The organism is Neobacillus ginsengisoli (assembly GCF_030813055.1).
Map to the genome: position 1 here is coordinate 53,358 of NZ_JAUSTW010000010.1, position 26,007 is coordinate 79,364.

The window sequence follows — 26,007 nt, forward strand, 5'->3', positions numbered from 1 at the left end:
CATAATCAGCAAACCTTATTTGGTCTGTTTACAATAAAAATAATACCACCTGAAAAAGGAGTTGAAATCGGTTTCAGCATGAAATGCCTATAATAGGGAATGAACGGTGCTTATAAACGCATGATTTGTCGAAACACTTTCACCTTGCTTCTACTAACTGGAATTTCCACTGTAAGATCCTTAAGGCGTAATAGATAGGTTTGGTTGAACCATGGAACAATTTCACGGACTTTTGTCAGATTTACTGAATAAGACCGATGACAGCGAAAAAACAAGTCCTGTGGCAACCGCGAATGGAAGTCTGATATACTCATCGGCATTGTGTACTCTTCCTTTTGAGTATAAACGAACGTGATTTTCTCACTAGCGGAAGCGTAATAAATATCATTCACATCTGTTACAAAAATTTTATCGTTCTTCCTTAGATTTATTCGGCCCGCAGCCCCCGAACTCATTTCCCCCTCATGAAGAAGCGGTTTCTGATTACTACTAAGTTCCATACCCTGATTATTAGTTTTAGAATGATCACGTTTATAAACAGATTCAAGTTTGTTCAACATTGCAGCAATCCGCTTCTCGTCATAAGGCTTTAAAATATAATCAAAGGCTTCAAGTTCAAAAGCTTGAGCAGCATGTTCTTTGTAGGCTGTTGTAAAAATAATATATGGTTTCTTGGCAAACTTACTGATATTACTTGCTAGAAGCATGCCATCAAGTGAGGGAATGTTAATATCCAGAAAAATCGCGTCTGTTTCTTGCTCCTGCAAAAATTTTAATACATCTAATCCGTCATCAAAAAAATCTGTTACTTCAATTTCACTATGCGTCTCAATTAAATATTCTAGTTCCTCACGGGCCGGTATTTCGTCTTCAACAATGATCGCTTTCATTTTATCTCCTTTGCTATGTCAAAATAGACCTCAGTTCCTGGTGCGAGCCGATGGATGATTAGCCCTTTCCCATAGATAAGCTTGACTCGCTGATGAACATTATACAATCCGATTTTTCTTGCCGGCACATTATCACGGTACAAATTTTCAATTACTTCTTCTTCAATCCCGGCCCCCGTATCCTTCACACTTATTCTAATGGTATTTTCCATATCCTTAACCGCGATGGTAACAATTCCTGGTCCTTTTGTCTTTAATATGCCATGGATAATTGCATTCTCCACGAGCGGTTGTATCAACAGGCTTGGAATACTTACACTCACTTCGTCTATATCATATTCTACTTTCAGACGACTGCCAAAACGAGCCTTCTCAATTTCCACATAATCGCGAACCTGTTCGAGTGCTTTGTGGATATCAATCAACTCATCGTTTACTTCAAGATTGTACCGCATATAGCCCGAAAGATTGATAATCAATTCACGAGCCTTTTCCGGATTTCTTCTCGTCGTGGATGCAATCGCATTTAGTGCATTAAAGAGAAAATGCGGGTTTATTTTCGTTTGGAGTGCCTTCAGCTCAGCCTTATTAGCCGCTTCCTTAATTTGCTCAATCCGAGATACCTCCATAAGTGTGGAAATCATTTGCGATAATCCAATCGCCATTGTCTGTAAGGAATAAGTCATTTTATAGGCTTTGCGGTAATAGATTTTGAGGGTTCCGGTCACTTCTCCCCTCTCCTCAAATGGCATGATGAGAAGGTATTGGATTTGAGGTGTATGATGATCAGCAACTTGATTTTTTATCGTGATTTTCCCCGTTCGAATGGCTTCTTTTGTGAAATCACTGATAATTTCCTGGCCTATTTTATATCTTTCCTCCCCGAAGCCAACATAAGCGAGAACATTGTGAGTATCGGTTATAGCGACCGCATCAGCCTTAATATCATCTTTGATGATGGTGCAAATCGTTTTTAGAGACTCAGAATTAATAGAACGAAAATATGGTAGCGTCTTATTGGCTATTTCCAATGCTAACTTGGCTTGTTTTGCGGCAATCATTTCTTTTTCACCTTCGACGCTCATGACAAGCAATACAATCAGGCCAATGTTGATTTCTCCAATAACCATTGGAAATCCAATTTTTGAGACAATGTCTAAACCAAGATCAAACGGATTCGCCATTCTAAGAATCAACAGCATGGTCAAGACTTCACAAAACATTCCTGCAGCTATTCCATAAATCCAACGTTGGGACCTCTTCACTTTTCGATTAATAAATCCGGAAACTATCCCCGCTACAATACTTGTTATAAGACATGGTACAGATGTAACCCCTCCAATATCATAAAAGTAGCGGTGCACTCCTGAAACGATTCCGGTGATGACCCCAACCCATGGTCCAAACAATATTCCTCCGGACACGATTGCGATTGTTCTAATATTCATAATCGACCCTTCTACTTTAATGCCAGAGTATGTACCAAAAATGGCAAAAACACAAAAGATAAAAGTGATGACTACTCGTTCTGCCGGAGAATGACGATCCTTTTGAAGTGACTCCTTAAACCTAGGAATCCGTGTCATAAAAAACAGGCAGATTAACAGCAGAGCTGCCCGTTCGAATAAATGGATCAACATTTCTAATGAAGTATACATATTTCGGTTTCCTCTCTCGAATCATTTAACAGCCATGTTTCATTTTAACAGACTGAGAACGTCAATCCTGTGAAAAATGTTATCCTCCCTTTCGCATAGTACTTTTTTCAAATATCTAACCAAAAGCAAATGAAAGCGACTGGTTTTTTATTTGAACATCTGAATGATCTGGTTTGCTAAGCAGCTTGGGCTATAAGGGGTCCCTTATTGTAACCACCATGATACGATGCCAAGTGTCGAAGAAAAAAGGCACAACTAGCGGGACGAACCTAGCTGTGCCTTTTTGTATTTTATGCTAAAAACCGTTCTACTGTTTTATGCCTTTACACTGGAGTGAAGTATCGCTAATTGAGATCCTTTTGATTTAGCTTCAAATAAGGGTTGTAGTAAAATACTTACTGACTAAATTGTCATTTTCCATTTTGATAAAGCCAACCAGTTTTCCTTCTCCTTATAATCTGGTATTATTGTTCCAACAAGGCGCCAGAAGGATCGGTCGTGATTCAGATGGACCATATGGCACATTTCGTGAACGACTACATAGTCAATTACCGCACGTGGTGCCATTGCCAGCCTCCAATTAAATGTTAGCTGCAGTTTTGAATCACAGGTTCCCCATGTAGTTTTACTATCCGTGATACGAATAGAGCGTGGTCTTGTTTTAAAATTGCATTGATAGAAATAGATACTTTTCTCCACTAAAGCCTTACACTGCTGGTAATAAAATCGTTTTAAAGCTTGTTTTACTTTTTCATCTTCAAGCTGCTTCACACATATATGCAGCTGTTCTCCTTCAAACACTACATGGTCTTTCGTTATATTTATGTCTTGGAAGATCTTTATTGGATAGGTATTTCCTAAATAAAGAAAGCTCTCACCATGCTCATAAACCTTTTCCTGTTGCCCATGTAGCCTATCCCTCATTTCATTTAATTTTTGCTGAATAAGATCCCAGTTTTCCTCTAATAACTGAAGCACTCTTTCATCGTGTGTCCCTTTCGGAGCCTGGAGTTCAACATTTCCATAGCTATCTATAGTAATTCCTATTGAGGTCCGGTTTTTGTATTTTATCTCAAAACGTATTGTCTTACCTGAGTAGGTATGTATCATGTCATCACCTGTAGGATCCTTTAATGCCGTTATCCCCTGTATTTGATAGCTAGTCCTTTTAAGAAGTTCCTGGCGAATTTATCTCCGCACTCTTTATAATTCTTATGGCCTTCTTTTCTTAATAAAGCGCCCAGTTCTCCTTTTGTTACCGTGATTCCTGCTTTTTCGAATATATCAAGCATATCCTCAGTCGTTAATGCTAGTGATATTTTTACTTTCTTTAAAAGGAGATTATTAACGTTTGCGCTTTTCTTTAAAGACGGCTCTGGTGTATCAAGCTGTCCTGGTTTGGGCTCTTGTTTTCCTCTTTTAAAAATAATAAAGCCATTTAAAAATGAATCTACCATATCGTTATTACATTTCATTTGATCGTCATTTCCAGCTTCATAATCATCTGATTTTGTGAGAATCTTTAGCACTTCAGGTACTGTTACTTCCACGCCACCAAGTTTAAAAATCTCTACCATTTCTGTATTTTTTATTTCCAGTGCATATCTCAATCGAATTAATATATCGTTATTATCCAACAATAGACCTCCTATTTTAAAACTAGTGCCTGTCCCCTTAAGCAATCTATCTAAGCTCAATCTTTGCAATTACCTCAACATGCGTCGTCTGCGGAAACATATCCACAGGCTGCACTTCCACCGTCTTGTATCCTCCATCTTCTAAAACCCTTAAATCCCGCGCAAGGGTAGCCGGATTACAGGATACATAGACAACCTTTTTCGGTTTCATTTCAATGATGGTTTGCAGCAAAGCTTCGTCACAACCCTTTCGCGGCGGATCTACCACAAGTACATCTGCAGTATTTCCTTCTTTGTACCACTTTGGTATCACAACTTCCGCTTCCCCAACAGCAAACTCGGCATTCAAAATTTCATTGATTGCCGCGTTCCGCTTTGCATCCTCTATCGCTTCCGGGACAATCTCCACGCCAAATACCTTTTTGGCTTTTTGTGCTAAAAATAAAGAAATCGTTCCGATGCCGCAATAAGCGTCAATCACATTTTCTTCCCCGCTTAAGTCGGCATACTCCAGCGCTTTATCATACAACACCTTTGTCTGAACAGGGTTCACCTGGTAAAAGGACAGAGCGGAGATGGCAAATTTCACATCTCCAATATAGTCATAAATAACTTCATTGCCCCAAAGAACGGTGGTTTTCTCACCTAAAATAACGTTTGTACGTTTTGAATTGACATTATGAACAATCGATTTTACCTTAGGAAGTCGAGCACGGATTGCCTCCACCAGTTTATTTTTCTGAGAGATATCCGCCGTTCTCGTAATAATCACCACCATGAGCTCCCCCGTTTGCTTACCGAAACGTGCCATAATATGGCGGAGAACTCCTTTATGGGTTTCTTCTTGATAGGCAGCTATCCCGAGTTCGTTGCAAATTTCCTTCACCGCCTGTACCGCTTCATTGATTTCCGGCAATTGAATCAGACTTTCATTCGTATCTACGATTTCATGGCTTCTTGGTTTAAAAAAACCGGCAATCAATTTCCCGTCTTTTTCTCCCACAGGGACTTGGGCTTTGTTTCGGTAGTGCCATGGTTCCGCCATTCCTAAGATCGGATGAACTTTAACATCCTTCAGTTTGCCGATGCGGGTCAGCACTTGCCGGACTTGATTTTCCTTATATTTCAGCTGACCTTCATAGCTGATATGCTCCAATTGGCAGCCGCCATACATATGGGAGTCACTACCGGCAATATCAACCCGATAAGGGCTTTTTTCATAAAGCTCCATTAATCGCCCAATACCGTAACCCTTTCCAGTCTTAATGACTTTTACCTTCGCCCTTTCACCCGGTAAACCATTGGAGACAAACAGCGGGTAACCGTCAACCTTCGCTACACCTGCTCCGTCATGGGTTAAATCTTCGAAAACTACATCTATATAGTCATTTTTTTGTACGGGTATTATTTTGTTCATCGATTTCTTCCTTTGCGCTATTTTGACTAGAAAAATTGTAACATACTATGAGGGTAAGTATGAAATGGACGGGAGTGATTTTCTGTTAAACAAGGTTATTCCGCCGAGTTTCACAAATAATCCAGCAAAATACCCATTTTCAAGAAGGCTAAATACTAAAATTCTGAATTTCCCTTTAAAAATGAAAGTCTGTTTTTGTTAATATTGTTTTTGCTACAAAACTAAATATTTTCAAGTCGATAGGCTTCCTTTACTTGTGGATATGCAGAGTTTATTTGCAAAAAAATGTGCTTCCATTTGCGGAAATGCCGCTTTCATTTGCGAAAAGCTGCTTTTATTTGCGAAAAACAGCTTTCATTTGCGAAAAAGCCATTTCCATTTGGGGATAACCGTTTTCTATTACAAAAAGCCACAATCTTTTAGAAAAGAGCCAAATGAAAAGACGCCCTACCCCTAGGACGCCCCTTCCTTCTAATCTCTCATCTCAACAACTTTCTCTTTAACCTCTTCGATATTTTCCATTTTGTTATCCCAGCACTTTTGGCTAAGGTCAACCGGGTAATCCTCCGGATTCATGATCCGTTTATACTCATCCCAAAGCGATTCAAGATTTTGCTTCAAATATTCACGTGATTCTTCAAGGCATGGAATTTCATAAACAAGCTCTCCATTACTAAAAATATTCTCATGAAGCTCTTTTGCCGTAAAGTTGGTAACAATCTTATTCATGTACGTATGGGTTGGATGGAACATCCTAAGCTTCTTCTCAGGCAGCTTTTCCTCCTCCATCGCAATGTAATCCCCTTCAGCATGGTGGTTCGTATTATTGATAATTCGGTAAATTTTCTTCAGTCCTGGAGTTGTTACTTTTTCCGGATTGGAGGAAATCTTAATTGTATCCTCCATATTGCCATTATCACCTTCAATGGCAACAATTTTATAAACCGCCCCTAGTGCAGCTTGATCATATGCTGTAATCAACTTCGTGCCGATTCCCCAGCTATCGATTTTTGCCCCTTGGGATTTCAAATTCATAATCGTATATTCATCCAAATCGCTTGATGCCACAATCTTTGCATCCTTAAAACCTGCTTCATCCAGCATTTTGCGAGCTTCTTTTGAAAAATAGGCCAGGTCACCGCTATCCAGACGGATCCCGATAAAATTAATTTTATCTCCTAATTCTTTTGCCACCTTAATGGCATTTGGCACGCCAAGACGCAATGTGTCATACGTATCTACTAAAAATACACAGTCCTTATGTGTTTCTGCATACTTATGGAAAGCTGTGTATTCATCCTTATAGGCTTGTACCATTGAATGGGCATGGGTGCCTGAAACCGGGATTTGAAACATTTTTCCCGCTCTTACATTACTGGTAGCTTCAAAGCCGGCAAGATACGCTGCACGTGTTCCCCAGATGGCTGCATCCATTTCCTGCGCCCGTCTTGTCCCAAATTCCATTGCCACTTCACTGCCGACAACCTGCTTGATTCGTGAAGCTTTAGTCGCTATTAATGTTTGGTAATTCACAATGTTAAGTAAAGCTGTTTCGATTAATTGTGCTTCTGCGAGCGGAGCATCGACTCGAATGATCGGCTCATTGCCGAAAACGAGCTCGCCCTCTTTCATGGAACGGATCGTTCCTGTAAAACGCATATTTTTAAGATATTCTAAAAAGTCATCCTTGTACCCAACTTCATTTTTCAAATATTCAAGGTCTTCTTCGCTAAAACGGAAACCTTGAATAAACTGAATCACCTTTTCCAATCCGGCGAAAACAGCATAGCCATTTCCAAACGGAAGCTTGCGGAAAAATAATTCGAAGACCGCACGTTTATTATGTATTCCATCTCTCCAGTATGTCTCTGCCATATTAATCTGGTAAAGATCTGTATGCAGAGTAAAACTATCATCATGATAAATGTGTTTCATAATTGACCCCCGAATACTATACAGCTTTTTCAACATTATTAACCATTCTACCATTTAAAAGACTATTTAACCATAGCCACCGGCGATTGTGCAAAATGCCCTAGAAGCATCTATCGCCACAAATGTCCTGCCACGACGATTGTCTTTTTTTCATTATACTCAATAATTCTAGACATGTACCTTTTTTTCCTTTTTCACATCACAGAAAAAAGTCCGCCCCATTTGGAACGAACTTTTGTTAACTGTATCTTTGTCCCGGCACCCAATCAGTAGGGCGGTCCAGCGGGCGAATATCATCGATTGGAACGAATACCTCCAAATGGCGGTACAGGTTTTCAAACTCTGATGGAAGCAAGCCGCCGAATTCCCCATCTAAATTAAGCTGCACTGTTTCACTAGAATGTACTTTAATACGATTTGCCTGGGTGTAAATAACATTCGGATCATTTACATGCTCACCGCGAACGGCTAAAGTGGCAATTCGGATAAACTCGGCAAGATTGATTTTTTTCAAAATTAACAATGAAAATAACCCATCATTAATCGACGCATCCGGTGCAAGCTTTTCAAATCCACCGATTGAATTTGTCAGTCCCACAAGAAATAGCATCGCTTCACCTTCAAAAAGTTTCCCGTCATATTCAATTCTAACTTCTGATGGTTTAATGGAAGGAAGCATTTCCATTCCTTTTAAATAGTACGCCAGTTGCCCGAGCATTGTTTTTAATTTGCTTGGCACTTCGTATGTAAGCTCTGTGATTCTGCCGCCGCCGGCAATATTAATAAAGTATTTATCATTGATTTTTCCGATATCAACGGGAATCATATCCCCTTTTGTAATAATATCAACAGCGGTTCCGATATCCCTTGGAATTTGCAGCGCACGGGCAAAATCATTCGTTGTACCTGCGGGGATAATTCCCAACTTCGGCCGATACTCCTGTTCTGCAAGACCGTTGACCACTTCATGAATCGTTCCGTCACCGCCGGCTGCAATGACAATATCATACCGGCGCTCAACAGCGATCTTTGCTGCTTGAATCGCATCTCCTGCCCCGGTTGTGGCGTGACACGATGCTTCATATCCGGCCCTCTCCAACTTTTCAAGAATCTCCGGTAAATTGCGCTTAAGAATTTCCCGTCCTGATGTAGGATTGTATATAAGTCTTGCTCTTTTCATCATTTCATCATCCTATTATTTGAAATCAACTATTGGCATTCATAACAGAAGGGTGTTTCTATATTCTACCAATGAATATCAAACCTTTCAAACATTCTGCTAAGCCATAAATACTATTCTTTCCTTTTACTTCCGTCTATTATCATACCGTTTTTTTATTTTTTTGCAAAAAAAAAACGAGCGATATGTCTCGCACGTTATTCTTTAATAATTAACCCCAATAACTTAGCAAATCCAATTGCCTGTTCCGGGGAAACTGTACATTCTGCCAAACTATTCAGAGATGCATTTAGACTGCTAAATGTGCAGCTGCTTAGATCTATTCCCTTTAATGAGGTTCCCGTAAAATTCACCTCATTAATATCACAATTTTTAAAATCCACCTTATCAAGCTTAGCTTCAAAGTAATCAACATTTCGCAGGGAGCAAGTATCAAACTTCACCTGCTTCAAATCTGCATAACCAAATGCTCCTAAATTCATATTACACTGTGCAAATAATGCATTTCGAACGGTCGAATCTCCCAGATTCAACCCTAATAGCTTTGATTCTTTAAATTCCGTTCGGTGGATTATCGCATCATTAAAATTTGCATTTGACAGGTCGCAACGTTCAAAAAGACAATCTGTTAATTGAAGGTATCTAAAAGAGACATCGATAAAGGTAACATTTTTAAATATTACCTCCTCAAAGCGTAGTTTTTCAATATCCTCGCCAATAATGGAACAATCGCTGATGATCGAGGCATAAATATAATCTTCTTCTCGTTCGTCAAAGTTTATCTGAGTAAGACTTGAGGGAATTTTCGGCTGTTGAATTTTGTTTTTCAAAAAGATCATCCTCTGCCATTATAAAATTTGAAAGAGGACAACCTTCTGCCCTCTCTCTTCCTTAATTATAAACTAGTCGCAGCAACGCTATTCTACTAATCTTAAAATACAAACATTGCATTCATGTGGGACCACGTATGAATCTTGCTCTGGTAATGCCCGATATATCTCCTCAAGTACCATTTTACGTTCTGATTCATCAAAGCCACCAAGTCGCAATATGGAATCAACACGTCCAACCCATTCTAGCTTCGTAAAGCTGACTGTATAATTCATCCTGTAAAAGTCCCTCAATTCAAAACCGTTCCGGGTCCATTCTTCGAACCACTCAACCGGGAAGCCGTTAATACACTGCCTAGTCTCCGCATTTGATCCTGCTGGTTGCAAGCTGCCCCCTACATATTTATCTAAAACCCCAAAAGTCTTTTCCACAGCTACAGAACCAGTTAGGAAACCTGTATCGATGACGATTAATGCCCCATTTGCCTTCAAAATCCGTTTTACTTCTGAAATGGCCTTCTCACGGTTGAACCCGTGCCACTCCCAAATAACTGTTACAAAATCATATTCAGAAGCTGGCAGCCCTGTATCCTCCGCATTCCTCTGCTGATAAGGAATCGAAAAATTCTTCATTCGATTTAAAATTTTCGCTTGTTCCAATAATTCTTTGGATGGTTCTACACCAATTACATCAGCGTTTCTCAAAGCAATTTTTCTTGTTAGCGCACCCGTTCCAGCACCGAGAACTGCGACCTTTTTTCCTGCAAAATTTATATTCCGAATCAACAGACTATCCATCAGGTTTACTGGTATATCTGCTTTTGACTTCGCATAGCTATTAGCAACTTGACCAAAATCAATTGGTTTCATGTTTATGCTCCTTTGATTGCCGAAAAATGAGATTTCAACAAAATAATACCACTTAAATATGGAAAAATGCTATTAATTAGAAAGAATAACTGACAAAGGATGATACTTATGTTGTGGTTGATACTTCTAGCTTCTTACCTGATTGGAAGCATACCCACTGCCTTAATTGTGGGCAAGCTGGTCTATGGGGTAGATATTCGTGATCATGGCAGTAAAAACCCCGGGGCAACTAATACCTTAGTGGTTCTTGGGAAAAAAGCAGCCCTGTTTGTTCTGCTCGTAGACGTTGGAAAAGGAATTGCTGCCACCTATCTGCCCATCTACTTCAACCTTGAAACTGAACCCTTATATTTTGGGTTTACTGCGGTTTTAGGTCATTGCTTTCCCATCCTCGCAGGTTTTAGAGGAGGAAAAGCAATCGCCACAACAGCCGGGGCTTTAATAATTGCCAATTTCCCCTTGTTCCTCATCACGTATATTACGTTCTTTTTGGTAATTTTGTTAACAAAGTATGTGTTTTTGGGCTCCCTTTCTGTTGGTCTTAGCATTCTTACCTATGCTTTCCTTTCACCCAAGCTAGAGTCTGAACTTATCTTTTTATTCTTTTCTTTATTTTTGATTTTCCTCCACCGCTCTAACATCCGAAATTTCATTCTTGGCATTGAACCAAAAATTACCGATAAAAATCTAAACAAGGACCGTATCCCTCCCAAAGGCGGCGGCTTTAAAATGTAAAAAAGACCCTGGCAGCAATGGCTGCCAGGGATTCATTTTCATATAAAAAGAGTACCGATAATGCTGTCTGCAACAGTTTTCCAAATGGACCCATCCTTCTGATAGGAAGCCACCAGATGTTTATACATTTCCATTTGCTTCTCCTGAAAATCTGCCGCATCTTTATCAGGCAAGGCAGCTCGCCTCTCTTCCACAAGCGCCTGCATCTCAGGTGCCCTTGGACCCCAAACTCCAACTTCATTTCCTTCTTGATCGATAAAAATAAAAATAGGAATCGCCCTTGACGTACCATTCGTTAAGTATTGATCCATTAACTCAAGATTTTGGTCACGAAGCACGAAACGAATATCGATTCCAGCTGCATCCGCAACCCGCAGTAAAATTGGGTTGTTAAGTAAGGCATCCCCGCACCAATCCTCTGTTAATACAATCGCCCTCAATTCTTTTGCTCTTAAAGACTCCAATCTGTTTTTGTCTTCATCCGTTAACGTAAACCCCTCATAAATAGAGAGCATCTCATCTTTATTTTTAGTCATCGAGTTTATGTATTGGTCTCTAGTCAGTCCTTTTTGAAACCATTCATTTAATCCCATCATCAAACACTCCTTACATTTTCTTTTTATGATAATCGTTTCAAGCACAACTAACAATGTAACTGCCTGCCAAGGAACACAAACATTTCTATTTTAAAGATCAGTTAACTCATGTAAAAAACGCTCGGATTTAAATGAAATTCACCTTCAATTGTTAGATTGTGTCTAACAATTGGGGTGCAGTTCATTTGGCCGAGCGTTTTTCTTTTTAACTCTACAAATCTTTTACCATTGCAGCCAGCTTAGTGACTGTTTTCCAGTTGCGGACTGTTGCTGCAACACCTAACTTTGGCAGCTGGGCCGCCAGCTTTGAATCAAGGATGCTTTGACCAAAATATAGATATACATCCTTACCTTTGATTTTATATTCATCCCTTCCGCTTTCAACAGTGCGCAAATAATCAATTCCTTCTTCGGAAGGTATCCCTGATAAAAATGCTACATTTACGCTCTCTCCTTCAGGTAATGATTCTGTCGGGAAGGGGCAATTATTGAAAATCCGTTCAAATTCCAGCGCCGTTCTTAAAATAACCGGTACAGGGAAACCAAACGTCTTATTGATCTCTTCTTCAATGTGTTGGCGCAGCAGATCTGCTTCCTCTTCCGATTCAAACAAAACATTCCCGCTTTGGATATATGTTTTCACCTTCCGTAAACCAATTGTTTCTAAGAGCTGCTTTAAATCTGCCATTTTAATCCTTTTATGTCCGCCGACATTGATGCCCCGTAAAAGCGCAATGTAAATCGTCATTTCCTTGGCCTCACTTATTTATTAGTCTTCTCTAAATCTTACCATTTTGAAGACAAACTAAACGATTTTTTGATATTATTTTAAAAATCTATTTCTTTACTTTTTTAGCAAATTATATCTTACTGGCTCTTACCGTATTACCTTTTAATCATTTACAAAGAAATTAATAAATCTCCTTAATACTTGATAAACTAATGGAGTAGATCTGTTCCTGTTCATCTTTTAAAGAAAGCACTTGTTCAGTAAGGTTAAGATTGCTGATGCAGCCCTTACATGTTTGTAATAAACCTTTTTTGTAATAAATGATTGTAATTAAGCGATTTTTACTTAATGCTTTGAGAATCATCAGTTTATATCCTTTCTAAAATATCTGTATTGATAACATGGTTTAATTGATTTTTTCCAGGCTGGATCCTTTTCTGGCAACTCCTGTTTCGATAGCCACCTCAGAGACGGCTGAAGCCACTCGGGCTGCAACCCGTTTATCCAAGGCATTGGGAATAATATAATCAGCACTAAGTTCCTTGTCCGTTACAAGACCTGCTATTGCATATGCGGCCGCAAGTTTCATTTCCTCTGTTATATCTGTAGCGCGGACATTGAGAGCTCCTCGAAAGATGCCAGGAAAGGCCAACACATTATTTACTTGATTAGGATAATCAGAGCGGCCTGTTCCGACTACTGCTGCACCGGCTTCCAACGCTTCTTCAGGATATATTTCGGGTATTGGATTAGCCATCGCTAAGACGACTGCATCTTTATTCATTGTTCTTACCATAGCCCCCGTTATAGCCTTCGGTCCTGAAACCCCGATAAATATGTCTGCATTTTTAATAGTATCCTGCAATGTTCCACGCAACCTTCGCAGGTTTGTTACCTCTGCTATTTTCTCTTGCCTATCATTCATCCACTCTTCACCTGGACAAAGAATTCCTTCTAGACTTACAAGCGTAAGATCCTTAAATCCTGCCTTTAACAAAAGCTTGGCAATGGCAATGCCGGCAGAACCCGCACCGTTAAGAACTATCTTAACTTCATAAATACTCTTTTTTATAAGTCGTAAAGCGTTCAGAAGAGCCGCTAACACAACAATAGCTGTACCATGCTGATCATCATGGAATACTGGTATGTTTAATTCCTTTTTTAATCGTTCTTCGATTTCAAAGCATCTTGGGGATGCAATATCCTCTAAATTAATCCCGCCAAAAGTTGGCTCTAATGCTTTAATAATATTTACAATCTCGTCTACATTTTTTGTAGCTAAACAAAGAGGAAAAGCATCTACTCCTGCGAATTGTTTAAACAATACTGCTTTACCCTCCATTACTGGCATTGCAGCCTCCGGGCCAATATCTCCTAAGCCTAATACTGCTGTTCCGTCTGTCACAACGGCGACTAAATTTCCTCTCCCTGTTTGTTCAAAGGAAGCCTCGCTGTCTTGGGCAATAGCCTTACAAGGCTCAGCAACACCTGGTGTATAAGCTAAACTCAAATCATATGCATTGGTTAGGTTCACTTTACTGACAATTTCTATTTTTCCAACCAGTTCTTTGTGAAGTTGTAATGCATGTTCCTTTATGTCTCTTTCATTCATTGAAACCTTCCCCTTCTATCATTAGGCTAAGCACTCTATGTTTATCCGGTAGATTTTAATTGTTTTAAATACAAAAATGATTAAATTTTAACTTAGTAGTTTCATTAATAATATTGCCAATATAACGGTAGAGGAACCGCCAATTCTTGACTGGACCAGGGACACCCCAATCCTTTATGTCTACATCATAATATTTAATAAAACGCTTTCATAGTTTATGTAAATTTAATAATTTTTTTTGAAATTAAAAAAAGCAAGCAGTGTTTTAAACTGCTTACAAAAAATTTTTGATAAGATGTTCTTTATATTTATTTAATTCATGATTGTAAACAGGTCTTCCGATCGTCCCATAAATCACTTTCACTTCAAGAATCCCAATATCTTTTAAAAAATTTAAATACTTTCGTGTGGAAACTCTTGAAATTCCGACATGTTTTACAATCTCTTCTGTTGAAAACGGGGCTTCCTTCATTAACTGAATGGCTTCCCAGATTTTTTTTAATGTATCTTTTGTTAATCCCTTGGGAAGCTCCTCTAGAATAGCTTTTTCTTCTCTACGTAAAATTTGATTGTCAAGCTCTTCCTGATTAATCACTTGTTGTTTTTGAATAAACGTTGTTTTCTCTTGGTAAGCTGCTAACGCCATGTTAAAACGCTCAAATTCAAATGGCTTAATTAAATAATCAACTACTCCGTATCTTAATGCTTTTTTAATTCTATCCATATCTGAGGCTGCTGAAATGATAATAACATCCGTTTCTTTCTCATTTTCACGCAGGTAGGTTAACAACTCAAGTCCATGTTTCCCTGGCATAAAAATATCCAATAGGATAAGATCGATTTCCTGTTGTTCAATGATCTTTATGGCATCATCTACTGTACTAGCCATCGCAACCAGTTGAAATCCATCCACTTTTGCCAGATAGCTTTTATTAAATCCCGCTACCATTGGATCATCCTCTACAATCATCACTCGGATCAAAAGCTCTCCCCCTCCGCTTTGTATGGTAGATACACAGCAAACATCGTTCCCTTTCCAGACTTAGATGAAATAATTAATTCCCCTTCTAATTTTTCCATCGCTTGAAAGACTAAATACAAACCTAAACCTCTATTTTCCCCTTTTGTTGAAAATCCTTTTTGAAAAACTTTGTTTTGCAGATCTTCACTCATCCCTGTTCCTGTATCTTTTACCTCTATTGTAAGAATTTCATCCCCATACTCGAATTTTACGTCAATTTTCTTGACAGAACAATTGGTCACAGCTTCGACTGCATTATCAATTAAATTACCAACAATCGTGATTAGCTCATGCGTGATATGGGAATCCTCAGGCTGTGGCAACGGATGGTCACACGATACATATAACTCTACCCCTGATTCCCTTGCAAAACTTAGTTTCCCAATAAGAAAACCCGCTAACACTGGGTCCTGTATCTTTCCTGTAACAAAGCCAATTTCGTTTTGTCGATGGTTTACTGTATCATTAATAAACTCTACTAATTTGTCATAATACCCCATATGCACCATTCCCAGAATGACATGCAGTTTATTCATAAACTCATGCGCTTGTGCACGAAGCGCGTCTGCGTATATTCGTACTCCTGTCAGCTGTTCCGCTAGTAACTGTATTTCAGTTTTATCACGAAATGTAGCTATAGCCCCCACGGTTTTTTTGCCAACTACGACGGGAACGCGATTTACGAAAATGGAAATACCATTTAAATTTTGTTCTTCATCCAATTCTGCTTTGCCTGTTTTTAAAACCTTGCTTAAGCGAGTTGTAGGCATATACTCTTCTATATTTAACCCGATAGGCGTTTCACTCAATCCTGCCTTTTGGAACAACCTTAGGGCAGCTCGATTGACAAGGGTAATCCTTGATTCTTGGTCAACTGCAACAATGCCCTCACGAACCGATTGCAGCATAGCACTTCGCTCCTCAAAAAGCCTGGCAATAGCAAACGGTTCCAACCCATGTAAGATTTTTTTAATATACCTGGCTAAAACAATTGCTCCGAGAACACCGATTAAAATTCCAATTAATGTACCTATATAAATACCCATTCTGCTCTTATTGACAGCCTTTTCTACATTATCCAGAGATATCCCGACTGCGACTGCCCCTATCTGTTTTCCTTCTGGATCCTTAATGGGTGTAAACGAACGTAATGAAGTTCCGAGGGTTCCTTTTGAGTAGGATATATGCTCTTTTCCTTTTAGAACAGGACCTTCATCCCCGCCAATAAAATGCTTCCCTACTTGATTAATATCCGGATGGGATTTGCGTATCCCCTTCATATCCATCACAACAACAAAATTAACATTTGTAACCTCTCTAATTTCATTTGCAAACGGCTGGATTTCCTTTTCACTCCGTTTACCGTTCATGGCTTCAATGACAAGAGGACTATGAGCCACCATTCGAGCAACATTTCTTGCTTTTTCTGCCTGAGCATTCTCGACACTTAATGCTACCCTTTTACTGATAAGTAAATCTGTTATGAGAAGTGAAACAGCTACAACAATACAAACAAAAATAATTATGATTGACTGTAAACTCCATCTTCCTTTTTTCATTTTCTCCTCCTATAAAGTAAGACCCCGGAAGGAGACAATCATCTCCAAGCTCGTCTGGTTAAATATGAAAAGACCGCGAAGCTTTCTAAAAGAAGCGCTTTGCAGCCTTAGTGTCCCTTTTTTCTATTTGATTTATTTAGGTGCTGGATTTACACAAGAACAGAATTTTTTTCTTCTACTAATGCTAATAGACGTTCTTTGATTTCTTCTGTATTGACATATTTTTGTGAAACACCCGTTCGTATCGCAGCTTTAGCTACTGCTGCTGCTACATGAGCTGCAACTCTAGGGTCAAATGGATCTGGAATAACATAATTAGTATGAAGCTCATCATCTGAAATTAAACCAGCAATGGCATGAACAGCAGCAAGTTTCATTTCCTCATTGATTTCTTTCGCATGAACATCCAAAGCGCCACGAAAAATACCAGGGAATGCAAGTACGTTATTGACTTGATTAGGAAAATCTGAACGCCCTGTACCCACTACTAGTGCTCCGGCTTTCGTTGCTTCTTCCGGCATAATCTCCGGTACAGGATTGGCCATAGCAAAGATAATTGGATCAAAATTCATGGAACGAACCATTTCTTCTGTAACGGCACCCGCTGCAGATACCCCGACAAATACATCAGCTCCTACAAGAGCATCTTCTAACGTTCCCTTTTTTTGTTCTTTATTTGTAATCCGAGCCATTTCCTCTTTGAATCTATTCATTCCAACAGGACGGCCTTCATAAATGATTCCTTTTGTATCACATAAAATGACATCATTTACACCCATTTGAAGCAAGAGTTTGACAATCGCCACACCTGCGGCACCGGCACCGTTTGCCACGACGCGAATATCTTCAATTTTTTTGTTCGCCAGTTTAAGTGCGTTGATTAAACCTGCTGCAGTCACAATAGCTGTACCGTGTTGGTCATCATGGAAAATCGGGATATCACAAGCTTTTCGTAAACGATCTTCGATTTCAAAGCATTGAGGAGCTGCGATATCTTCTAAATTCACTCCTCCAAAGGTTGGTTCTAATAACTTTACAACCTCCACGATTTTTTCCGGGTCAGTTGTACCTAAACAAATTGGGAATGCATCTACATCTGCGAAAGATTTAAATAACACTGCTTTTCCTTCCATAACTGGCATGGCAGCACTCGGGCCGATATTTCCAAGACCAAGTACAGCCGTTCCGTTTGAAACAACGGCAACGAGATTCCCCTTCATGGTGTAATCATATACTTTACTTTCGTCCTCGAAAATGTCCAAGCAAGGTTCAGCTACACCTGGAGAATACGCAAGGCTTAAATCCTTTCCATTTTGTACTGGAACCTTAGAATAGACACCAAGCTTCCCTTGATATTTTTTATGCATCTTTAATGCTTCATCCCGTAAAGTTGACATACAGAATTCCTCCTCTTTGTTTGGTTTTTTCATTTAATCCAACTCCGTAAGCGTTTGCACTTCTTTCTAAAATTTATTTCATTGTACTCCTGCCTTTTTTCTCTCATTTTACTTTCTTCATAGGTTCTAATATAGGTTTTGTAATTTTAATAACTATTTTGTAATTAAAAAAAGTAATATTGTAGTGGTTTCGTCTTGCACTGTGGTAACGAAGATGCAGTTTGAGGGAACCTGTCGAAGGTAATAAAACATTGGAATTATTAGAATAGCAATAATCACTTGGCACGTCCTTTATATTTATTTCATTTGCCAATTTCCGACCTGAATTCTTCAAAAAAAATCCTAATCAAACGTTTGATTAAATATGCCTCAATCCCTTTAAAATAAAGACATTGTTCCTTCCAACATGAAAAAACAATGTCGAATCCCGGGATTTTCTTTTTCTATTATGGCTCGAAACCCTCCTGACTCAAAAAAAGCTGATCTGCAGGAAAAACTTGTTTGAGTCTATCAAAAACAATCCGATACGCAGAAGGTTCATACCATTCTTCCAACCCAAATCTTTCATACAACGGTTTAATGGCTAACTTCCTTGTCCGTTTACCGCCGCTGCCGTCTCCCATATAATAATCATCTACACAGACACGACTGACCAATGACCTTAGTTTTTCCGGAAAGGCCTCACTACTAGGTAAAACCGGTGCAATCGTTGCCTGAGTCGGTACCCCTGCATCCCTTAACAACTGAAGTGTCTTTAACCTGGCGTTAATCGGCGGGGCATCCGGCGTAAAATGTTTTCTTATCTCTTCTAAGTCGGTTTCTACAGTCATGCTAACTCGAACTCTATCCTTTAAGAGAATCAATAAGTCAATATCTCTACGGACTAGCGGACTCCTCGTCTGTACAAATAAAAAATCAGGCGGATCCTCCACCATCACCTCCAGTAAAGATCGCGTCACCATCTCCTTGTGTTCGATCGGTTGATACGGATCTGTACTGGAGGACATAAAAATGGTTACCTTCCCTTTTGCCTTAGCTTTCTGAAGTTCCTTACGCAATAAAGCGGCTGCTTCCAGCTTGATGTCAACCCAGGTCCCCCATTCACCCTTACGGAACAGCGAAACCGGCATTTGGCGGACATAGCAATATGAACAGCCAAAAGAACAGCCCGTATAGGGATTCAAGGAATGTGTGTAACCACAAAGATAACCGCTTCCTTTATTTAACAATGTCTTTGGAGTTTTGAAGATAAACTCATTTTTCATCCTGAATCCCCTTTTTTAGATCCGATTCACTTAGCATCATGAAAAATGATTCCCAATGTATATCTCGTTCCTGACGTAACCGTGCTAACTCCATGTCTAAGCGTTGTTCGATAATATCCGCGTGTTCCTTTTACAGGTCTATTATTCGTCGGAAAAATCAGTCCCGCACCTTGTTCCAACGTAATCACATGACCCCTGCTTTGCGCCCTTGGCCGCTGCTCCACCAACAGGAACTCTCCGCCTGTATAATCCAGTTCTTTTTGATTTAAGGAGAAAACCACCTGAAATGGAAAGAACACATCGCCATACAAATCCTGATGCAAACAGTTGTATCCACCCATTTCATATTTTAAGATCAAGGGTGTTGAGCGGAGCTGTTCCTGCCGGTGACACTGTTTAATAAATTCCGGAAGCGTAGCCGGATAGTCGGCAACATGCCCCAGCTGTTCCTGCCAGCGATTCGCCGTTTTAGCCAATTCCGGATAAAAACCTTCACGAAGTTGCAGTAGCAATTCCGGGAGAGGTGCTTGGTAATATTTATACTCACCTTCACCGAACCGATAACGGGCCATATTAATCGTACTCCGAAAATAGGATGCTTGCTCGTACGTTTTCATGATTTCATGGCATTGGTCCATGTCCAATAATACCGGAATCTTTGCGTACCCCTGCTCATCCAATATCTGTTGCAATGTCGGCCAGTCTAAGGATGTAATTCGGTCTTTCATACTCTTAGACATGCAGCGCGCCCCCATTAACCTGCGAACCTTCCCATTCCAGCTTTAGGAGTTGGGTTTTCATCTCTAAACCGCCTCGATAGCCGGTAAGCTTTCCGCTTTTTCCAATCACCCTGTGGCACGGAACGGTAATTAAGATTGGATTGGCACCTATCGCTGCCCCAACAGCACGAACCGCTGCCGGTTTTTGTATATGGTTTGCAATATCCGAATAGGACTTGGTCTGTCCATAAGGTATTTCACAGAGCGCATTCCATACTGCAAGCTGAAACGGTGTACCTTTATAATCAATTGGTTTAGTAAAGCACTTTCGCTTTCCTTGTAAATATTCGATAAGTTCGGTCAAATACGGCTGCAATTTTCCATCATCAGGAACTACAGGGCTACCGGGAAAATGTTTGTTTGCCCAATCTGATAATTCCACAAAAGTCTGATTCTGAGAGCCTATGAAACAAAGTCCTTTTAATGTTGCAGCTAGATAAAGGTTCCAGCCGTCATGTACCAACAAAGTCCAATAAATCATTGGTTTAGTCTTGACTTCCACTGTTTTTCACCTCCGAAGTATTGTTACCGAAATTTAATAGCCGATATTCTGTAGGTGTATACCCCGTTTTCTTTTTGAACAATGTAATAAAATAAGCGGTATTGGGCATTCCCACAGCATGAGCAATATCAGCTATTGCAGTATGCGAATAGATCAAGTACTCGATAGCCTTGTTTATTCTCGTTTGCTGTATATATTCAACGGGTGTTACCCCTTTAATTCTTTTAAAAGTACGGTGTAAATGATACGGACTGCCATGGCAGATTTCAGAAAGGGTTTCCAGTGACAGCTTTTCAATATAATTCTTGTCAATGTACTCGGTAATCTGAGTCACCCAATCATCATCCGGAAGCCGCTCTCCTGTCGGTTTGCACCGTTTACACGGCCGAAAATTTGCGCTCAGTGCCTGATGTGCATTTTGAAAAATGAGGACATTCTCCTTTTTGGGGACTCTTGATTTACACGAAGGCCTGCAAAATATCCCTGTGGTCTTTACAGCATAGAAAAATTGATCATTATAATTTTCATCATTGTGAATAATTGCTTGCCATTTTTCATCTGTCATGCCGCTTTCTACATTGGCTTGATTCGCATCCTTGTTCTCCATTTCTATCACCTCTGCCACTATTATACCCCCGATATAACTAGTATTTAGCGTTTCACCAATGTAAAAGCAAGATATTGAAATTATTAGTGTCCTGTATATGGTATAAATTAAACTATGAAATAGATTCAAACGGAGGATTATAATGCAAAAAGAAAACAATAATGAACTAAAAATATTTGTTCCTAAAGAATTCAATTTTAATGAAAATCTGAAATACTTATCAAGAGCTCCGAATGAATGCTTGTTCCATATTAAAAATCAGCGGCTATACAAAGCGTTACCGATAGAAGAAGAAACACTCCTTATTGAAATAAGTGCTGATCATGAAAACGTTATGACTATCCGTTTTATAGGCGATACAACTCCATCATGTGAACGAATACGTGATGCCGTAGTCCGCTATGTAAGAGATTGGTTTGATTTAGATAGAGATCTGCTTCCGTTTTATGAAATGGCTAAAACAGATGTACTGTTAAATGGTGCTGTCGGTTCGTTCTATGGGTTGCGCTTAATGGGGATTCCTGACCTTTTCGAGGCAATTTGTTGGGGGATCATCGGACAACAAATCAATCTTACTTTTGCTTATACATTGAAAAGACGCCTTGTAGAATCCTTTGGACGACGAATTGAGTATGATGGAGACGACTTTTGGATCTTCCCTACACCAAATGATATTGCAGCATTAGCAGTGGAAGATCTGGCCGGATTACGAATGACTGTAAAAAAATGTGAGTATCTTATTGATGTAGCCCAACTAATCGTTGAAGGAAAACTAACAAAAATGCAATTGCTAAACGCCGGGAATGTAAAAAATGCAGAAAAAATGCTAATTAAAATTCGCGGTATTGGGCCATGGACAGCCAATTATGTTTTAATGCGTTGTTTAAGATATCTTTCCGCTTTCCCGATTGATGATGTTGGTCTTCACAATGCGCTTAAGCATCTAATGGGGACAGAAAATAAACCAACGAAAGAAGAAATAGGACGATTGGCTGCAAACTGGACCGGCTGGGAATCCTATGCCACTTTTTATTTATGGAGATTCCTTTATTAACTGTGTCCATTCTTCGACAAGCTTCAACTTAAGGCATTACTAATCAAACGTTTGATTAAATATGGCATGAACCATTTAAAATATGGTTTTTACTTTCTAAATACAAAAAATTTTTGTCGATTATTTTCAGTATAAAAAACTAATCAAACGTTTGATTAAATCCCCTTTAATCCTTATAAATAAAGATTTTATACCTCAAAAGTTGTAAAAATAGAGTCGATTTCTAATACGATTTCATCAATTAGACCGCAATTCTAATCGAAAAATGAATGATTTCCTAAAATCCTACATCTTTTGACAGGAATTCCTCTCTTTCGATTCTAGTCAAACGTTTGATTGAATCAACCACAAACCCGACTAAGTAAAAGGTTTTTTCCCGGGAAATTGCAAAAAGAATGTCGATCGTGTTATCGACAAAAAACTAGCCAGCAGAAAAGTTTCTGCCGGCCATTTCTTTAACGCTTATTTAATTCCTGTTGTAATAATTGATTGACCAATTGTGGATTTGCTTGCCCTTTTGTTGCCTTCATAAGTTGTCCAACAAGGAAGCCGACAGCTTTATTTTTTCCATTCTTGAAATCTTCAATCGATTGCGGATTGGCATCAAGAACCTCTGAAATAATTTTCAGAAGTGTTCCTTCATCGGAGATTTGCACAAGCCCTTTGTCCTTCACAATTTGCTCAGCATCGCCGCCATTTTCGATCAACTCTTTGAAAACTGTCTTCGCGATCTTTGATGAAATCGTTCCGTTTTCAATGAGTTTAATCATACTTGCTAAACCGGACGGTGTTAGTGCAATCTGATCGAGTTCCTTTGATTCTGAATTCAAATATCCTGAAACATCACCCATAATCCAGTTGGATGCCATCTTCGCATCGGCACCGGCATGAACAGTCGCTTCAAAGAAATCAGCCATTTCTTTTGTGACTGTAAGCACCTTTGCATCATAAACAGGTAACCCAAGCTCTTCTACATAACGCTTTTGACGCTGGTCAGGCAGTTCAGGGATTTCGGCACGAATCCTTGCTTTCCAATCCTCGTCGATGTATAAATCGAGTAAGTCCGGTTCCGGGAAGTATCGATAATCATCGGAGCCTTCTTTTACACGCATAAGCAGGGTTGCCCCAGTAGACTCATCAAATCGGCGTGTCTCCTGGTCGATTTTTCCACCTGATGACACAACCTCTCTTTGACGCTTTTCTTCATATTCAAGACCTTTACGGACAAAATTAAACGAGTTTAAGTTCTTCAACTCGGTTTTTGTCCCGAACTCTTCTTGTCCCACAGGCCGGATCGAAATATTGGCATCACACCGGAGTGATCCTTCTTCCATTTTACAATCGGATACGCCTGTATATTGAATAATCGATTTTAATTTCTCAAGATAAGCATAGGCTTCATCAGGCGTACGAATATCCGGCTCGGAAACGATCTCTACAAGCGGAGTACCCTGGCGATTGTAATCACATAAAGAATACCCTTTCTCGTGATTCAGCTTTCCAGCATCTTCCTCAAGATGAATTCTTGTAATTCCAATCCGCTTTGTATAGCCGTTTACCTCGATTTCAATCCAGCCATGCTCCCCAACCGGCTTATCAAATTGCGATATTTGATAGGCCTTCGGGTTATCCGGATAAAAATAGTTCTTCCGATCAAATTTAGTGTGGGTTGCAACTTCACAATTCAAAGCCATTGCGGCTTTCATCCCGAATTCTACAGCCTTTTTATTGATGACCGGCAACACCCCGGGGTAACCCAGGTCGATGACAGATGTATTTGTATTCGGTTCGGCCCCAAAGTGGTTTGGGCTCGCAGAAAAGATTTTTGATTCTGTTTTTAACTCTACATGGACCTCAAGTCCAATTACTGTTTCAAATTCCAAAGTCTACACCCCCTACAATCCCGGCTTCTGTTTATGAAAGTCTGTTGCTTGTTCAAACGCATGTGCTACACGATAAACGGTTGCTTCATCAAAGTGCTTCCCGATAATTTGCAAGCCTAATGGTAAACCGCCATCAAAACCGCACGGAATACTGATTCCGGGCACGCCGGCAAGATTCACAGGAATCGTTAAAATATCATTGGCGTACATCGTTAATGGGTCATCAATATTTTCACCAATTTTAAAGGCCGGAGTTGGAGTTGTCGGGCCAACAATTACATCATATTTTTCAAAAACATCTTCAAAGTCCTTTTTAATCAAAGTCCGAACCTTTTGTGCTTTTTTGTAGTAGGCATCATAGTATCCGGAGCTTAATGCGAATGTTCCAAGCATAATCCGGCGTTTTACCTCATCACCAAAGCCTTCCGCTCTCGTCTTTTTATATAAATCGATCAAACTTTCAGCGTCAGGTGTCCGATATCCATAGCGCACGCCATCAAAGCGTGCAAGGTTTGCTGAGGCCTCCGATGATGAAAGCAAATAATAAGCGGCCAGTGCATACTTCGAGTGCGGCAAGGAAACCTCTTCCCAAACAGCGCCAAGACTCTCAAGAACCTTTAAAGCATCCAGAACGGACTGACGGACTCTCTCATTCACACCTTCACCTAAGTACTCTTTCGGAACGGCGATTTTTAAGCCCTTCACATCACCGGTAAGGTTACTTACAAAGCTGGGAACATCAACATTTGCCGATGTTGAATCCATTGGATCAAGTCCAGAAATTGCTTGTAAAAGGTAGGCATTATCTTCAACGGTTCTCGTAACAGGTCCGATTTGATCAAGTGACGATGCAAATGCAACCAAACCGAAACGTGATACACGTCCATATGTAGGTTTCATGCCGACAACACCACAAAAAGCGGCCGGCTGACGAATGGAACCACCTGTATCCGATCCAAGCGAAAACAGCACTTCTCCCGCTGCGACCGATGCCGCAGAACCACCTGAAGATCCGCCGGGTACTCGGTCAAGATCCCATGGATTACGAGTCATTTTGAAACCGGAATTTTCATTCGATGAACCCATTGCAAACTCGTCCATATTTAACTTTCCAATTGTCACCGTTTCCGCTTGCTGCAACTTTTGAACAACGGTTGCATCATAAATCGGATCAAAGTTTTCGAGAATTTTACTTGCACATGTTGTTCTTAGCCCTTTTGTGACGATATTATCCTTTAGACCAATTGGCATTCCAAACAGCAGACCTTGCTTAGAACCATCTGCCAGCTTTTCATCAAGCGTTTTCGCTGTTTGCCGTGCCTGCTCTTCATCTAACGTTAAAAACGCCTGGACTTTGTCTTCAACCCGGCCAATTCGCTTATACGATTCATCTACAAGATCAGATATTTTTAATTCTTTTTTATGTAAAAGCTCATGAAGGTCTGAAACCTTATAATCAAATAAACCCACTTTTTTTAATCCTCCCTTACTCCCCTAGAATAGATGGTACTTTAATCTGGCCATCCTGATGCTCCGGCGCATTTTTAAGCACTTCTTTACGCGGAAGTCCTTTTTTAGGAATGTCTTCCCGCATAACATTTTTCATATCAAGGACATGGTATGTAGGTTCCACATTTTCTGTATCCAACTCATTTAGCTGTTCTGCAAAAGTAATAATCGCATCAAGCTGTTTGGTGAACTTATCTGCTTCTGCTTCCGTTATCGCCAATCGTGCTAAATTAGCAACATGTTTTACCTGCTCATTTGAAATTCGTGACATTTTTCGTGACCTCCAATCCCTTTTATCTTAATTCATTTAATATTGATAATAACAGACTTTTCTGCTTTAC

General features: G+C 39.7%; 25 protein-coding genes. 2 read left to right on the forward strand and 23 right to left on the reverse strand.

Annotated elements, in window-relative coordinates; translation table 11 throughout:
* Positions 1 to 110: 110 nt before the first annotated feature.
* From J2S10_RS23645 to J2S10_RS23685, 9 genes are all read right to left on the reverse strand, one after another.
* Positions 111 to 890 (reverse strand): LytR/AlgR family response regulator transcription factor, encoded by a 780-nt coding sequence (locus J2S10_RS23645; protein ID WP_307413013.1) that lies wholly within the window; start codon positions 888 to 890, stop codon positions 111 to 113.
* The gene (locus J2S10_RS23650; protein WP_307413015.1) at positions 887 to 2,548 is read right to left on the reverse strand and encodes a sensor histidine kinase; all 1,662 of its coding nucleotides are present in this window, start codon (positions 2,546 to 2,548) and stop codon (positions 887 to 889) included. The genes J2S10_RS23645 and J2S10_RS23650 overlap by 4 nt, the downstream gene beginning before the upstream one ends.
* Positions 2,549 to 2,950: 402 nt before the next feature.
* Complete coding sequence (locus tag J2S10_RS23655; protein WP_307413017.1) at positions 2,951 to 3,658, reverse strand: M48 family metallopeptidase; 708 nt, start codon at positions 3,656 to 3,658, stop codon at positions 2,951 to 2,953.
* Between the two features lie 29 nt (positions 3,659 to 3,687).
* Positions 3,688 to 4,185 carry a YehS family protein gene (locus tag J2S10_RS23660; protein WP_307413019.1) on the reverse strand — a complete coding sequence of 166 codons (498 nt, stop codon included), beginning with the start codon at positions 4,183 to 4,185 and terminating at the stop codon, positions 3,688 to 3,690.
* Positions 4,186 to 4,231: 46 nt separating this feature from the next.
* Positions 4,232 to 5,602, reverse strand: coding sequence for a 23S rRNA (uracil(1939)-C(5))-methyltransferase RlmD (gene rlmD / locus J2S10_RS23665; protein WP_307413021.1), 1,371 nt, complete (start codon positions 5,600 to 5,602; stop codon positions 4,232 to 4,234).
* A 471-nt stretch (positions 5,603 to 6,073) separates the two neighbouring features.
* Positions 6,074 to 7,537, reverse strand: coding sequence for a nicotinate phosphoribosyltransferase (locus tag J2S10_RS23670; RefSeq protein ID WP_307413023.1), 1,464 nt, complete (start codon positions 7,535 to 7,537; stop codon positions 6,074 to 6,076).
* Positions 7,538 to 7,775: 238 nt separating this feature from the next.
* Positions 7,776 to 8,717, reverse strand: a complete 942-nt coding sequence (locus J2S10_RS23675) for a diacylglycerol kinase (protein WP_307413146.1) — start codon at positions 8,715 to 8,717, stop codon at positions 7,776 to 7,778.
* A gap of 197 nt (positions 8,718 to 8,914) precedes the next feature.
* On the reverse strand, positions 8,915 to 9,547 hold the full coding sequence (locus tag J2S10_RS23680) for a pentapeptide repeat-containing protein (RefSeq protein WP_370876274.1): 633 nt from the start codon (positions 9,545 to 9,547) through the stop codon (positions 8,915 to 8,917).
* A gap of 87 nt (positions 9,548 to 9,634) precedes the next feature.
* Positions 9,635 to 10,417: a class I SAM-dependent methyltransferase gene (locus tag J2S10_RS23685; RefSeq protein ID WP_307413027.1), complete on the reverse strand. Its 783-nt coding sequence runs from the start codon at positions 10,415 to 10,417 to the stop codon at positions 9,635 to 9,637.
* A gap of 108 nt (positions 10,418 to 10,525) precedes the next feature.
* Between J2S10_RS23685 and plsY the strand changes: the two genes are divergently transcribed.
* Complete coding sequence (gene plsY, locus J2S10_RS23690) at positions 10,526 to 11,152, forward strand: glycerol-3-phosphate 1-O-acyltransferase PlsY (RefSeq protein WP_307413029.1); 627 nt, start codon at positions 10,526 to 10,528, stop codon at positions 11,150 to 11,152.
* 38 nt (positions 11,153 to 11,190) lie between these two features.
* On the opposite strand, the gene J2S10_RS23695 is transcribed toward plsY, so the two are convergent.
* The 11 genes from J2S10_RS23695 to J2S10_RS23745 form a co-directional block, all read right to left on the reverse strand.
* Positions 11,191 to 11,745 (reverse strand): thioredoxin family protein, encoded by a 555-nt coding sequence (locus J2S10_RS23695; protein WP_307413031.1) that lies wholly within the window; start codon positions 11,743 to 11,745, stop codon positions 11,191 to 11,193.
* 214 nt (positions 11,746 to 11,959) lie between these two features.
* Complete coding sequence (locus tag J2S10_RS23700) at positions 11,960 to 12,496, reverse strand: DUF1697 domain-containing protein (RefSeq protein WP_307413033.1); 537 nt, start codon at positions 12,494 to 12,496, stop codon at positions 11,960 to 11,962.
* Between the two features lie 163 nt (positions 12,497 to 12,659).
* Positions 12,660 to 12,842: a YolD-like family protein gene (locus J2S10_RS23705; RefSeq protein ID WP_307413035.1), complete on the reverse strand. Its 183-nt coding sequence runs from the start codon at positions 12,840 to 12,842 to the stop codon at positions 12,660 to 12,662.
* 42 nt (positions 12,843 to 12,884) lie between these two features.
* Positions 12,885 to 14,090: an NAD(P)-dependent malic enzyme gene (locus J2S10_RS23710; RefSeq protein WP_307413036.1), complete on the reverse strand. Its 1,206-nt coding sequence runs from the start codon at positions 14,088 to 14,090 to the stop codon at positions 12,885 to 12,887.
* A 274-nt stretch (positions 14,091 to 14,364) separates the two neighbouring features.
* Positions 14,365 to 15,072, reverse strand: coding sequence for a response regulator (locus J2S10_RS23715; RefSeq protein ID WP_307413038.1), 708 nt, complete (start codon positions 15,070 to 15,072; stop codon positions 14,365 to 14,367).
* A complete protein-coding gene (gene dcuS / locus J2S10_RS23720) occupies positions 15,069 to 16,670 on the reverse strand; it encodes a DcuS/MalK family sensor histidine kinase (protein WP_307413040.1) in 1,602 nt (533 codons plus the stop codon). Before dcuS ends, J2S10_RS23715 begins: the two co-directional genes overlap by 4 nt.
* 149 nt (positions 16,671 to 16,819) lie before the next feature.
* Complete coding sequence (locus J2S10_RS23725) at positions 16,820 to 18,067, reverse strand: NAD(P)-dependent malic enzyme (protein WP_307413042.1); 1,248 nt, start codon at positions 18,065 to 18,067, stop codon at positions 16,820 to 16,822.
* 446 nt (positions 18,068 to 18,513) lie between these two features.
* Entirely contained in the window at positions 18,514 to 19,332 is an 819-nt protein-coding gene (locus J2S10_RS23730) for an SPL family radical SAM protein (RefSeq protein WP_307413044.1), read from the reverse strand.
* A gap of 26 nt (positions 19,333 to 19,358) precedes the next feature.
* Positions 19,359 to 20,072: a 2OG-Fe(II) oxygenase gene (locus J2S10_RS23735; protein WP_307413045.1), complete on the reverse strand. Its 714-nt coding sequence runs from the start codon at positions 20,070 to 20,072 to the stop codon at positions 19,359 to 19,361.
* Entirely contained in the window at positions 20,065 to 20,613 is a 549-nt protein-coding gene (locus J2S10_RS23740) for a methylated-DNA--[protein]-cysteine S-methyltransferase (protein WP_307413049.1), read from the reverse strand. Before J2S10_RS23740 ends, J2S10_RS23735 begins: the two co-directional genes overlap by 8 nt.
* Positions 20,597 to 21,220: a bifunctional transcriptional activator/DNA repair enzyme AdaA gene (locus tag J2S10_RS23745; protein WP_307413148.1), complete on the reverse strand. Its 624-nt coding sequence runs from the start codon at positions 21,218 to 21,220 to the stop codon at positions 20,597 to 20,599. Before J2S10_RS23745 ends, J2S10_RS23740 begins: the two co-directional genes overlap by 17 nt.
* Positions 21,221 to 21,362: 142 nt before the next feature.
* On the opposite strand from J2S10_RS23745, the gene J2S10_RS23750 reads away from it, so the two are divergent.
* A complete protein-coding gene (locus J2S10_RS23750) occupies positions 21,363 to 22,274 on the forward strand; it encodes a DNA-3-methyladenine glycosylase family protein (protein ID WP_307413051.1) in 912 nt (303 codons plus the stop codon).
* A gap of 455 nt (positions 22,275 to 22,729) precedes the next feature.
* Here the strand turns inward: J2S10_RS23750 and gatB are convergent, their stop codons facing one another.
* The 3 genes from gatB to gatC are packed head-to-tail and all read right to left on the reverse strand — an operon-like array spanning position 22,730 to position 25,937.
* Positions 22,730 to 24,157 carry an Asp-tRNA(Asn)/Glu-tRNA(Gln) amidotransferase subunit GatB gene (gene gatB, locus J2S10_RS23755; protein ID WP_307413052.1) on the reverse strand — a complete coding sequence of 476 codons (1,428 nt, stop codon included), beginning with the start codon at positions 24,155 to 24,157 and terminating at the stop codon, positions 22,730 to 22,732.
* A 12-nt stretch (positions 24,158 to 24,169) separates the two neighbouring features.
* Positions 24,170 to 25,627, reverse strand: coding sequence for an Asp-tRNA(Asn)/Glu-tRNA(Gln) amidotransferase subunit GatA (gene gatA / locus J2S10_RS23760; protein ID WP_307413055.1), 1,458 nt, complete (start codon positions 25,625 to 25,627; stop codon positions 24,170 to 24,172).
* 16 nt (positions 25,628 to 25,643) lie between these two features.
* Positions 25,644 to 25,937, reverse strand: a complete 294-nt coding sequence (gene gatC / locus J2S10_RS23765; protein WP_307413056.1) for an Asp-tRNA(Asn)/Glu-tRNA(Gln) amidotransferase subunit GatC — start codon at positions 25,935 to 25,937, stop codon at positions 25,644 to 25,646.
* Positions 25,938 to 26,007: the final 70 nt, after the last annotated feature.